This is a genomic window from Lewinella sp. IMCC34191, assembly GCF_003390935.1.
Classification (GTDB): domain Bacteria; phylum Bacteroidota; class Bacteroidia; order Chitinophagales; family Saprospiraceae; genus Neolewinella.
Genome location: NZ_QNQZ01000010.1, coordinates 216,587 through 228,976, shown reverse-complemented (window position 1 = coordinate 228,976; position 12,390 = coordinate 216,587). Strand labels below are relative to the sequence as shown.

General features: G+C 58.6%; 13 protein-coding genes. 6 read left to right on the top strand and 7 right to left on the bottom strand.

Translation table 11 applies throughout. The features are described from left to right. Positions 1-81 precede the first annotated feature (81 nt). Positions 82-858, top strand: coding sequence for a ThuA domain-containing protein (locus DRW39_RS18420; RefSeq protein ID WP_116108552.1), 777 nt, complete (start codon positions 82-84; stop codon positions 856-858). A 29-nt stretch (positions 859-887) separates the two neighbouring features. Here DRW39_RS18420 and DRW39_RS18415 read toward each other — a convergent pair whose 3' ends face one another. From DRW39_RS18415 to DRW39_RS18395, 5 genes are all read right to left on the bottom strand, one after another. After that, positions 888-1,523 carry a LysE family transporter gene (locus DRW39_RS18415; protein ID WP_116108551.1) on the bottom strand — a complete coding sequence of 212 codons (636 nt, stop codon included), beginning with the start codon at positions 1,521-1,523 and terminating at the stop codon, positions 888-890. Between the two features lie 76 nt (positions 1,524-1,599). Further along, positions 1,600-2,271 (bottom strand): GDSL-type esterase/lipase family protein, encoded by a 672-nt coding sequence (locus DRW39_RS18410; protein ID WP_116108550.1) that lies wholly within the window; start codon positions 2,269-2,271, stop codon positions 1,600-1,602. Between the two features lie 167 nt (positions 2,272-2,438). After that, positions 2,439-4,784: a hypothetical protein gene (locus tag DRW39_RS18405; protein ID WP_116108549.1), complete on the bottom strand. Its 2,346-nt coding sequence runs from the start codon at positions 4,782-4,784 to the stop codon at positions 2,439-2,441. Between the two features lie 43 nt (positions 4,785-4,827). Then, positions 4,828-5,301, bottom strand: a complete 474-nt coding sequence (locus DRW39_RS18400; protein WP_116108548.1) for a T9SS type A sorting domain-containing protein — start codon at positions 5,299-5,301, stop codon at positions 4,828-4,830. Positions 5,302-5,318: 17 nt separating this feature from the next. Continuing rightward, positions 5,319-6,932, bottom strand: coding sequence for a T9SS type B sorting domain-containing protein (locus DRW39_RS18395; protein WP_157976212.1), 1,614 nt, complete (start codon positions 6,930-6,932; stop codon positions 5,319-5,321). Positions 6,933-7,162: 230 nt separating this feature from the next. On the opposite strand from DRW39_RS18395, the gene hisF reads away from it, so the two are divergent. Next, positions 7,163-7,927, top strand: coding sequence for an imidazole glycerol phosphate synthase subunit HisF (gene hisF, locus DRW39_RS18390; protein WP_116108546.1), 765 nt, complete (start codon positions 7,163-7,165; stop codon positions 7,925-7,927). Here hisF and DRW39_RS18385 read toward each other — a convergent pair. Then, entirely contained in the window at positions 7,924-8,403 is a 480-nt protein-coding gene (locus DRW39_RS18385; protein ID WP_116108545.1) for a DUF5362 family protein, read from the bottom strand. The genes hisF and DRW39_RS18385 overlap by 4 nt on opposite strands. A gap of 81 nt (positions 8,404-8,484) precedes the next feature. Further along, positions 8,485-8,949 carry a hypothetical protein gene (locus tag DRW39_RS18380; protein ID WP_116108544.1) on the bottom strand — a complete coding sequence of 155 codons (465 nt, stop codon included), beginning with the start codon at positions 8,947-8,949 and terminating at the stop codon, positions 8,485-8,487. A gap of 36 nt (positions 8,950-8,985) precedes the next feature. On the opposite strand from DRW39_RS18380, the gene hisIE reads away from it, so the two are divergent. The 4 genes from hisIE (at position 8,986) to DRW39_RS18360 (ending at position 12,363) form a co-directional block, all read left to right on the top strand. Further along, complete coding sequence (gene hisIE / locus DRW39_RS18375) at positions 8,986-9,597, top strand: bifunctional phosphoribosyl-AMP cyclohydrolase/phosphoribosyl-ATP diphosphatase HisIE (RefSeq protein ID WP_116108543.1); 612 nt, start codon at positions 8,986-8,988, stop codon at positions 9,595-9,597. A 169-nt stretch (positions 9,598-9,766) separates the two neighbouring features. Continuing rightward, positions 9,767-10,219 (top strand): GatB/YqeY domain-containing protein, encoded by a 453-nt coding sequence (locus DRW39_RS18370; protein WP_116108542.1) that lies wholly within the window; start codon positions 9,767-9,769, stop codon positions 10,217-10,219. Between the two features lie 138 nt (positions 10,220-10,357). Continuing rightward, positions 10,358-11,446, top strand: coding sequence for an LptF/LptG family permease (locus DRW39_RS18365; protein WP_116108541.1), 1,089 nt, complete (start codon positions 10,358-10,360; stop codon positions 11,444-11,446). Between the two features lie 113 nt (positions 11,447-11,559). Then, entirely contained in the window at positions 11,560-12,363 is an 804-nt protein-coding gene (locus DRW39_RS18360; protein WP_232830189.1) for a prohibitin family protein, read from the top strand. The last annotated feature ends 27 nt before the right edge of the window (positions 12,364-12,390 follow it).

The window sequence follows — 12,390 nt, the reverse complement described above, 5'->3', positions numbered from 1 at the left end:
ATCGCCGAAAAGAAGCGGGAGCGACGATCTACGGATCGCGCTCCCGTTTTACATTTACCGGCGGTGGCTTACCTTGCTGGTATGCAAAGTCGATTCTACACCCTTCTCACAGTGGCCCTCTGCGCCGGCCTGTTTTCCACCGCCCTGAGCGCCCAGCAATTTCGGGCCCTGCTCATTACCGAAACCGCCGGCTGGCACCACCCCTCCATCACCGCCGGCATTCCCGCGCTGGAGGCCATTGCCAAGCGCCATCAGTTTGCCCTCGACCGTCAGCAGGACGCCTTGCCCATCAGCGATCGCTCGCTGGAGAAGTACGACGTGATCATCATGCTCAGCACGACCGGCGATGTCTTCAACGACGAAGAGCAGGCCGCCATCGAGCGCTTCATCCAGTCCGGAAAGGGCTGGGTCGGCATCCACGCCGCCTCGGATACCGAGTACGATTGGCCGTGGTACACCCAGCTGGTCGGGCACATGTTCAACGTCCACCCCCACAACCAAACGGCCATGCTCCAGGTCCGCGACGCCACCTTTCCCGGTCTCGAGCGCTGGCCGGAGCGGATGCTATGGACCGATGAATGGTATGATTTTCAGGACGCGACCGTCGACGACCTAAACTACATCCTGACCGTGGACGAAAGTACCTACGACGCTACCGCCGACTGGGGCGAGAAGAAAACCGACGGCATGGGGGAGATGCACCCCATCGCCTGGTACCACGACTTCGACGGCGGCCGGGCCTTCTACACCGCCCTCGGCCACATCGACGAAACCTTCCAGGACGCCTTTTTTCTAGAGCACCTCTACGGGGGCATCTACTGGGCGGCTACCGGACGCGGACTCCCCAGCAAGAAATAAGTTTTTGCGGCGGGGCGCAGGTAATTTACCTATCCCCATAGCCGGAAAGCCTGTATGCCGGCGAGCAACACGAATAAACCGCCCACTAGCAGGTGGAAGTGGTGGGTAATGTAGTGGGCGTGCTCGTCTACCCACCGCGCACCGAAGGCGTATCCACTCAGGATGACCATGCTGCCCGTCCCCGTACCCAGTACGAAGAGCAATTTCCCGACGACCGCCGTAGTCAGCACGCCGTCGGACATCAGCCAGCTGCCAATGGCGAAGTAGTACGGTATGGCGATAAAATTGAGGAGCGCGACACTGATGCCGGAGGAGAAGGGCCGGTCTACGGAGTTTTCTTCCCGCTGTTCTTCCACGCTTTTATCCGACTGGTGCTCCCGATACCAACGGAAGAAAAAGAACAGGGCCAGCAAGACCAGTACCGGTACCGCCCACCAGCTCAGAATTTCAATGATGTCGGGATTATCCCGCAGGTAATTCGCGCCCACGATGGCAATGCCCGCCTGTGCGGTCATGACTACGGTGATTCCGGCCGCGTACCGCACGGCCGCCCACTTGTCCTCTTCCAGGCTGCAGTTGACTACGGACATATTCAGCATGCCGGGCATCAGTACGGCTCCGAAGGAGGACACGAAGCCAAGCAACAATGCAATAAGGATATCCAAGCGGCCGCGGTATAGGGAGCAAATGAAGGTAACACCACGAAGGCGACCATAGATGCTTATCCTCTAATCGGAAGGATCATTCGTCATCCAGCAGATCAACGACCGGTTCGATGACCGCTTCCCAGATATCGTAGCCGGCGGCATTCATATGGAGGTTGTCTCCTACGAAAATGTCGCTCCTTACGGAACCATCGGCCAGCAGGGCGGGGGCCCAGACGTCGATGAAGTAGGTGTCTTCCGTAGCGTTAGCGTAGTCTTCCAGCAGCTGGTTGGCGGTTTCGTAATCTGCTTTCATCTCCCACCGGGCAACGCTGGGTTTCGGGGATATAAAAAATACGGGGACCTCCTCCCCTACGTTCTCGGCAATCATCTGCCGAAGTTGCTTGGCGTACTCGTGCACCTGCTCGGGGGAGACGCCCATGGAGATATCGTTGTCGCCCTCGTAAACGAATACCGCCTTTGGCTGGTAGGGATAGATGACCCGGTCGGCGTAGTGGATCAGGTCGTTGAAATTGGAACCGCCGAAGCCGCGATTGAGTACATGGTGTCCCTCCAGGTCTTCGGCCAGGGTTTTCCACATGACAATGGACGAACTTCCCACGAAGAGGATGGGCCCTTTGTCGACGGGGTTTTCGGTATCCGCCGACTCAAAGCCTTCGATGGCGGATTCGAAACGGGTGGGTTCGGGAAGGTCCTGTGCGCTAAGGGTCATCGACAGGAGGGAGAAAAGGATAATGCAGCGGATCATGCGCCTAATTTACTATTTCCTTTGCTAGTCGAGTGATGTTTGGCTTCCACTTACGGGATAAGCCTATTACCTGCGCTCCGCCGCCAAAAAGCAGAGAGCGCGCACCGATACGATCGGTGCACGCTCTCCAAAAATCGTGTAAAATGTATAGCCGTGAATATTAGGTCTTACTGATTTTCCAGCGCGGTCACGCGCGCCTCCAGCGCGGCGTTTTGCTCGGTCAGGGCCTGCAGGGCCTCCTCCAGCTCGGTGGCCTTCATCTGCTGCTGCTCGATGATGTCCTGGAAGGAGGCGGCTTGCTCGGTGAGGTTGGAAATGGTCATCTCGAATTGGTCGGCACGCATGATCTGGGCGTTGATGATCGATTCGTAGGTGCCCGCTTTCGCTTTCAGGTCCTCTACGATTTGCATCTGCTCCTCCATCGTGGTGATGTAGGGGCGAACGTAGCCTTCCACGTCGAATTCACCGCCGTCGTGGCTCATTTTGAGGATGCCGTTTTCGAAAGTGAACTCCTGCAGCTCGTTCGTATCGTCGCTGTCGCCGTCCATGCCGCCGCCACCGCTGGGGAGGGTGATGCTGCCGCCGCCGTTGGTGAGCACGATCTTGTCGCCGTCCAGGTAGATCTCCTGCAATTCGTTAGCGGGATCGTTGTCCAGGCTTTCGACACCGGGAATGTACACCACGTTGCCACCCTCGATGCTCAACTGACGGTTCATGGGGTTGAACTGCAGTTCCTGGTTGTCGGTGTTCTTGACGGAGGCGCTGGGTAGGGTGACGGAACCGCCACCGTTGGAAAGCTCAAGTACGTCTCCGTCGAGCTTCAGGACCTGAATTTCGTTAGACGGGTCGGCATCGGCGTCCGAACCACCGGTAGGGAGGACGATCGAGCTGCCGCGGGTGATGGATAGCTTACCCGTGGACGCATCGAAGCTAATATCCTGGATTTCGTTTTCGGGGTCGGAGTCGTCGTCTTTGCCGGCGGGAATGTATACGGTGTTGCCGCCGTCGATGGACAGTTCACGGCTGCCGGCATTGAAGCTGAGCTCCTGGTTGTCGGTATTGCTGACCGAGCCATCCGAAGAGGGAAGGACAACCGATCCGCCACCGTTGGTAAGTTCCAGCTTGTTGCCGTTGAGTTTGAGTACCTGGATTTCGTTCTCCGGATCGCCATCGCCATCTTTGCCGACGGGAATGTGGACATCGTTGCCTTCGCTGATGCTCAGGTTGCGGCTCACGGGATCGAAGGTGAGCGTTTGATCGTCGGTATCGATGCCGCCGGGGAGCTCAACGGTCCCGCCGTCACCACTCAGGGTGAGCTTCGTACCCTCGATGCTGATCTTCTGTAGTTCGTTGCGGGGGTCGGCATCGTCGTCTTTACCGGCGGGAATGTATACGGTATTACCGCCATCGATGGCTAACTCGCGACTGGCGACGTTGAAGGTCAGTTCCTGATTGTCGGTATTGGTTACGGAACCTTCGCCGCTGGGCAGAGTGACCGCACCGCCGCCGTGGGACAGTTCCAGCTTATTGCCGGTCAGTTTGATGGTCTGCAGCTCGTTTTCCGCGTCGCCGTCACCGTCGTTGCCAACGGGGATGAGTACATCGTTGCCGTCGCTAATGGACAGTTTGCGGGAGACGGGGTCGAAGGTCAGCTCCTGGCTGATGCCTTCGCCGCTGCCGGCCGGCAGTTCCACACTGCCACCGTTGCCGCTCAGGCTCAGGGTACGACCTTCCAATTTAAGCTCCTGGGGCATTTCGGCGGGGAGCGTTACGGTGCTGCCGCCGCTGATGGACAGTTCCCGTCCGGAGAGGGTGATGTCCTGAATTTCGTTGGTGGGATCGGCGTCGGCGTCCGCACCGCCGCCGGTACCGAGCAGGGGCTTCAGATCGACGCTGTTACCGTTGGAAATCGCCAGCGTCGAGCCCGTCAGGCTAAGGGTCTGCTCATCGGTGCCCGAACGGAGTACGACGGAGTTTCCGTCGGTCAGGGTCAGGGTATTCGACATGGGGTCGTAGATGAGGGATTGCAGCTCATCGGTCGGATCTTCGGTGGCACCCACTCCATCGCCACCGTTACTGCTTCCGCCGTTACCTGCCGTATTTGCGTAGAGCGCGTAGGGGACCGATAAAAGCTGGGTGGCGCCCATGTTGGCGTAGTTGCTGCCGCCGTTGGGATCCATGTCGATTTTAAGGTAGTAGCTGGCCGATCCCCAGTCCACCGCGTCGAAGGATCCGCTGACCACTTCGCCGGTACCTACCGCCAGATCAAATACGCCGTATTCGCTGGTGCGCACCTCGTGGCGCTCACTGTAGTTGGCGGGGCCCGATTCGCTCCCGCGGAGGAGACTTACCCGGACCGAGATGTTGCGGTCGGAGAGAATGTTGTCGTCGATACCCCGGGCTACGGCCTGAAAGTTGAAGCCGACGGGGGCCTGGGCGGACACGCCCAGAGAGATGCCTAGCAGGAGCAGCAGCGACAGGCACGTCCGCGCGGGGCTAAGGAAAGGGTGCATAACAGTTATTTAGGTAGAGGTGGGTGAAGGTTTGAATAGGAAACTACTGGCGTACTACGCGAAGGCTGCGCAGCGGACGCCCCGCCCGGCTGATGGTTAGCAGGTAAGTGCCGGCGGGAAATTTTTCAAGGGAGAGGTTTTTAGTCTGCGAATGCAAGGCAAGATCGATCAGGCGACGACCGAGAATGTTCGTGATGGTCACCCGGTCGCCCGCTTCCCAGTCGCCCGCCAGCGTAAGCTCGCCGGAGGTGGGGTTGGGGTAGGCTGATAGCGTCATATCGATGTCGGGCACGGACCAGGAGGAAGTACTGATCCGGGGAGCCCGGGTACGGTGAAAACCGCGGGCGAGCATGAGGCTGTTATCGGTGCGCTCTACGGCCACCTCACCAAGCGTGAACTGGAGGCTACCGCCGGGGCCTGTAAGTAAGGTGCCGGCATTGCCGATGACGCTACGCCCCAGCGATTGTGCCGGCAGCTGCGTGGCGATAAGGCAAAGTAGAAGAGTAAAAAGACGCATAGGCAATGGGAGTTAGGTTAGCGGATCAGCGTGATGACGCCGCTGATCTGTTCGGTACGGCCCTGATTGAGGTGGAGCGTGGCGACGTAGATGTAGGTGCCGGGTTTGACGTCCTTGCCGAAATGGGTGCCGTCCCAGCTCAGCTGTTCGTCGTAGTAGGGGAGCTTGCCATCGCGGAGCATGTGGAGCTGGCCCCAGCGGTCGTAGACGCGCAGGTTTTCCACGAACTCGACGCGCTTACCGACCGTGAGTTGCCACCGGTCGTTGTTGCCGTCGCCGTTCGGGCTGAAAGCGGTAGGTGCGTACGTGTCCTTCACTTCCATGACGATTACGCGGAAGCTTTCCGTTACCCGGCAACCTTCCGGAGAGGTCGCTTCAACGACGTACTCCTGGGTGAAGGGCGGGTCGACGAACACGGTCGGGCAGTCAGGACAATCCAGGCCGGGTGCCGGGGTCCAGTATAGGCTGTCGTAGGCAAAGTTGGGAGCCAGTGGCAGCCGCACGCTGTCGCCGAACGCGATCTGCGCCGAGGTCTTGCCAGGGGTGAACAGGTAGAGTTCGCCGGCGTCGGGCACGGTGGTCGTTGCTTCCGCCACGCAGCCGTGGGCGTTCACCACCCGCACGCCGTAATCACCGGCGGTAAGCTCTTCGAAGACGCCCTCCTGGCTCAGGCTATCCGAGCCCGACAGGCCATACTGAAGGGGACCGTCCCCCGAAGCGATGACGCCGATGCTTCCCGTAGCCGACCCTTCGCATACGGTGCCGGCGGGATCGACGGTCACGATGTCTACTTCCGACAGCGTCAGGTTGTGTTCGAGTTCCATCGTACACCCCTGGAAATCGGTGACGGTGACGCGGTAAAGGCCGCCTTTGTCAACGCTGATCTCGCCTTCCGTGCTTCCGTCGGACCAGGCGTAGCTGGCCATGCCCTGATTCACTTTGAGGCTGGTCTGCCCTCCCCGGCAGACATAGTCACTGCCGGCAATCGCCAGGTCGTCGTCGGAGAACGATACCTTGATCTCGAAATTTAGGATGCTGTCGCAGCCCGCCTCGGTCTGGTACCGTTCGACCAGTAGGGTATCGTGAGTGAAGGCCTGGCCGCGGAAGCGCTCTCCCGGGCAAAGATTCACGAAGTAGAATTCATCCGGAGCCGGCCGCACGGTGAGTGAGGTGTTTACGATGCTGTCGCAGCCATCGGCGGTCCGGAGTACCGTACGGTAATCACCGGTTCGGGTGAGCGCTTCCGTTCCTACGAAAAGGGTATCCCGCATACAGATCGTGTCCGCCTGACTGCTGGTGGGGATGGCCACGTTGATCAGGGTCGGATCGGTGACCCGGCGGCAGTCGCCGGCGGTGTTGCAACTATCGGCCCGGCCGTAGCGGAAACGGTAGCTGATACCGGAACGCGGCGGCTCGAGGGTAATGCTGGAAGTGTAGACGCGCGCCGACTGCCAGCTTTGCTGACCATCGTAGCTGATCTCCCACTCGTAAGTGGAGAGGTCGTCGTCGGAAACGGGGGCCTGCAGGACGAAGGGTCCATCGGTGCATACCACGGTGACGGGGTCGAAATGCTGAGCGGATAGCAGACAGCTCAGTAGCAGACTACCCGGGAGTAGAAGGGCTCGAAACATAAGGATCTGAGCGAGAAGGTTTACTGTATGAGAGACGGCACTCATGAAAAGCGCCTGATACATGTTCCCCAACGGCAAAAGCGGAAGCAATCTTGTCCGGGGAGCGAAAGAAGTGACTTTCGGTGCCTATTTTCACCCGATTTTCTCCACGGATACCTTACCTGCGCTCCGCCGCCCCAAAAAACTTATCCGTCGGGCATCGCGTTATCCCGATTCAAATTTTTCTACCCTTGCTGGCGAAACGTATCATTCCCTGTCTGGACATCAAGGACGGCCGTACCGTAAAGGGGGTCAACTTCGTCAACCTCCGCGATGCCGGTGATCCGGTGGAACTGGGCGCCAAATACAGCCAGGCCGGGGCCGACGAGCTGGTCTTTTTGGACATCACCGCCACCCACGAGCGCCGCCGTACGCTGGCCGACCTCGCCCGCGACATTGCCCGCCACCTCAATATACCCTTCACCATCGGCGGGGGAATTCGGGAGCTGAAGGACGTAGACGTGCTGCTCGACGCGGGAGCCGATAAAGTGAGCATCAATTCCGCCGCCGTACGCCGACCGGAGTTAATTGACGAACTGGCCTACGCCTTTGGGAAGCAATTCGTGGTCGTGGCCGTGGACGCCCGCGTTGCTGAGGGTGGGGAGTGGTACGTCCACCTCAACGGCGGGCGGATCAAGACCGAGCATAAGTTATTCGACTGGGTGACCGAAGCCCAGGAGCGCGGGGCCGGGGAGATCCTCTTCACCAGCATGGATCACGACGGAACCAAGGCCGGCTTCGCCAACGAGGCGCTGGCCGAAATGAGCGACCGGCTCAGCATTCCCATCATCGCCAGTGGCGGCGCGGGAAACAAGGAGCACTTTGCCGATGTGTTCACGACGGGCAAGGCCGACGCCGGACTGGCGGCCAGCATCTTCCACTTCGGGGAAGTGGAAATCGCGGACCTGAAGACCTATCTGGCCGGAGAGGGGGTAGCCGTTCGCCCGGTAGATTAACCCAATAAGGCGGCCGCGCCGGAAAACAGGAAAATGGCGACCGAGAGCGCCATGAAGGCCAGCTGAATGATGGTCAGAATACCGAGAATTTTCAACAGTTTACCCAGGGAAGCGAACGAGGTGGTCATTGCCGCCTGATCCCCCCGGTCGACGGCCTGCATGGCCTGGGCGCCGAAGTTGTAGAGTAGGTAAGCCAGGTACAGCATGATAGCGAAGAAGATGCCGTAGAACAGTATCACCGGCAGTATGACCGCCGCGAAGGGATTGCCGGTTTCACCGCCCATCCCGGCCATGGTCATGGCCGTGCCGCCGAAGAGCAGCATGAGGATAATTCCGATGCCAATGGAAACCATGGAGACGATACCGAGGAAGCGTCCCCATTTTCCGGCTTTTCGGAGATTTTCGCTGCCCTCCGGTGGCAGCAGGGCGGTACCACTGCCGTAGCGGTCGTCTAAGGGGTCGGTGTTTTCGTACATAGTGGGGAGGGTGCTAATTGAGTTCGAAAAGATAAGGTTTTCTTTCCGTCGCATTCACCGCCGTAGTAGTTCCCCCTAAGCCTAGCCAAAGGCAGCAAAAGCACCGCCAATGACGGCGAAGACGATACCGATCGTCATCAGCGCCAGGTATACCAGCATGATGATGCCGTAAATTTTGTAGTAGCGGCTCAGTGCAGCCAGGCTTTCGGACATGGCCGCACCGTCGTGATTATCGACGGCCTGCATGGCTTGGCTACCGAATTTGTACTGGAGATAGAGCATATAGAGCGCGAAGAGGATGAAAGCGCCGTAGAAGACAAACGCTACCATCATGCCCGCGCCGGCTCCGTCTCCCAGACCCATGCTGACCAGCAGAGTAGATCCACCGACGATCATCCCAAGGAGGACCAGGCCTAACGCGGCCATGCTGAAAATGGCAATAAAGCGGGCCCACTTGCCGGCTTTCCGTAGGTTTGCGGCGTCTTGGGTGCTGAGGCTCGCTCCGCTGCCGTAATTATCGTCGAGGGTAGGAGAAGATTCGTACATCAGAAAAGGGTTTTGAAACTTAGTCAGTAAGGTGAGATGAAAGTAGAACTGGAAAATATCGCGGCATTAACGTTCCCGGAAACTAACGGGCTGCTTCCGGCCATAGTGCAGGATAACACGACCCGCGTGGTCCTCATGCAGGGCTACATGAACGCCGAGGCACTGGTTCATACCCTGAAATCCGGAAAGGTTACTTTCTACAGCCGAAGTAAGCAGCGACTGTGGACAAAGGGTGAAACATCCGGCAACTTTCTCACCTTCGTGCGGGCCGATGCCGACTGCGACCGCGACTCCCTGCTCATTCAGGCCATCCCCGCCGGGCCCGTTTGTCATACCGGCTCCGATACCTGTTGGGACCAGGAAAACAAGGGCGACTTTCTCGATCACCTCGAGCGGACGATCCAGGACCGCCGCGACAACCCCAGCGAGAGCAGCTATACCACCTCCCTCCTCCAGCGGGGCATCAATAAGGTAGCCCAGAAGGTGGGGGAGGAAGCCGTAGAGCTCGTCATCGAGGCCAAGGATAACGACAAGGACCTGTTTCTGAACGAAGCGGCCGACCTGATGTATCACTATCTCGTCCTGCTGGCCGCCAAAGGCTATACGCTCGAGGAAGTGCGGGACGTGCTGCGCAAACGTCATAAATAAGGGCGGCGGAGCGCAGGTAGAAAAGGGCGCAACCAAACCGGCATCTCGCAACGTTTCTTCTACCCGGGACCGAAGGGCCCGTCTACCGACCCGGAAGCGCAGCAACCGGGTCCTCTACCGCGGCAAAGCCGCTCTAACCAGGACCACAGGTCCATCTAATCATTGCTAAATGTCTTTACAAGACCGCATCACCCCCGACCTCAAAGATGCCATGCGCGCCAAGGATCAGGCTGCACTGCGCGGAATCCGCGCCATCAAGAATGCTATCCTGCTGCAAAAGACAGACGGTAGCGGTACGGAGCTGGACGAAGCCGGCGAGATCGCCCTGCTGCAGAAACTGGTCAAGAGTCGACAGGAAAGCATAAGCATCTACGAAGAGCAGGGTCGCGAGGACCTGGCCAAGCCGGAACGCGAAGAGGTCGAAGTGATTAGCCGCTACCTGCCCGAGCAGCTGTCAGACGAAAAGTTGGAAGCCATCGTTAAGGAGGTGATCGACGAAACCGGTGCTACGTCCATGCGCGACATGGGCCGGGTCATGGGACAGGCCAACGCCCGCGTAGCCGGCCGCGCAGACGGAAAGCAGGTTGCCGACACGGTGAAACGACTCCTCACCCAAAAGTAACCTTCGAGGAAGGGAGGGCCGCAGCCCCGCCTACCGATCCGCGAGCGAAGCAAGCGGATCGTCTACCCACGCCGCAGGCGTAACTACCGATCCGGAAGCGGAAGCGACCGGATCCTTTAAATGGCCCCCAGGCCCCGCATGAAAAAACTGGATTGGTACATCATCGGTAAGTTTTTGCGCACCTTCTTTTTCGTGGTGCTCATTTTCTCGATGGTGAGCATGATCGTCGACTTCAGCGAAAAGATCGAGCGATTCATCGAGTCGGACATCACGAAGCAGATCATCATCTTCGAGTACTTCCCGACTTTCCTGGTATTCATCCTGGGGTTTCTGTGGCCCATGCTCACGCTGATCGCCGTGATCTTTTTCACCGGGCGGATGGCGGACAATTCCGAGATCATCAGCATCCTCAACGCCGGCGTAAGCTTTTGGCGACTGATGCGACCGTACCTGATTTCTTCCGGCTTCCTGTTCTTGTTGTATCTGGCGGGCATCCACTTCGTTGTGCCCTGGGCCAATGCCCACCGGGCGGAACTGGAAAGGGTGTACTTCAACCGGGGACGCGACGAGGGGAAAACCACGAACGTCCACTTTTTCGTAGCCCCGGATACGAAAGTGTACATGACCCATTACAACAAACGCGATAGCGCGGCGCGAAACTTCCGGATCGAGCACATCGTGGATAACGAGCTCGTGAGCCTGACCAAGGCCCGTACGGCCCGCTTCGTAAAGGGCGACCCGGACATCTGGAGGCTGGACAACTACGAAACGCGCACCTTCGACGGGCTGGAGGAAACGATCGAGGTAGGAAGCCGAATGACGCTGGATACGGTACTGAACCTGCGCCCGGAGGACTTCGTGGAGTACCGGGAGCAGCAGTCCGCCCTGACGACGCCGGAACTGATTCGACAGCTGCGCAACCAGCAGCAACGCGGGGCAGGGAACATCCGGAAATACCAGGTCGAACTGGCGCGACGTTCCGCCGAACCCTTTACCATTTTCATTTTGACGCTGATCGGGCTCTCCGTGGCGGGCCGGAAGGTGCGGGGCGGCATCGGGGTGCAGCTGGCCGGGGGTATTTTCATGGGCGCGTTATTCGTTTTTCTCAGTCGATTTGCCTCGACCATCAGCTCCAGCGCCGACCTGCCCGTATGGCTCGGTATGTGGATGCCCAACATCCTTTTCTTTGCCGCGGCGCTCTATTTCGTATCCAATGCGCAACGCTGATCGAGTCAGCCAGCAGATACATCTAAAAGTGGAGACACCGTGTTGGTATAATGACCATCTTACACTAAATGGTCAGAGAATCAATCAATTAGAAAATGGATCAGAAAAAATTAATGACTTGGGGCATTCTCGGTTTCTTTACCGTGGTCGTGCTTATCGTCCTGAGTAGTGCAACCTTCGTTACCATCGATTCCGGTGAGCGGGGCGTCCTGTTCCGGCCCTTCGAGGGATTGGAGAAGGAGACGGTATTCGCTCCGGGCTTTCACGTCGTTGCCCCCTGGAACACGATGTACGTCTACGAGGTACGCGAACGACAGTTGGAGGAACAGATGGAGGTTCTATCCAGCAACGGATTGAACATTCGCCTGGACGTTACCGCCCGTATTCGCCCCAACTTCGGGCAGGTGCCCCTCCTTCATGAGACCTTTGCCAAGGATTACGTGGAGCGTTTGGTTCGCCCCGAAATTCGTTCCAGCGTTCGACAGGTCATTGGTAAGTTTACCCCGGAGGAACTCTACTCGACCAAACGGGACGAGGTACAGACCCTGATCACCGAGGAGCTATCGAGTACCCTCGCCGCCAACTACATCGACTTGCGCGCGATCCTGATCCGCGATATCGAACTGCCGGACAAGGTGCGTACCGCCATCGAGGAGAAGCTGGAAGCCGAGCAGGCTTCACTTAAGTATGAATACATCCTTACCCGCGAGAAGCAGGAAGCCGAACGCCGCCTGATCGAAGCCCAGGCCAAGGCCGATGCCAACCGTATCCTTACCGCCAGCTTATCCGAGAATATCCTGCGCGACAAGGGCATCGAAGCTACGCTCGAGCTTGCCAAGTCGCCGAACAGCAAGGTGGTCGTGGTTGGTGACGCCGGTAGCGGCGGTTTACCGCTGATCCTGGGCGGTGGCAACTAGCTCGCGGCTCGTTTATCAACGGTCGAA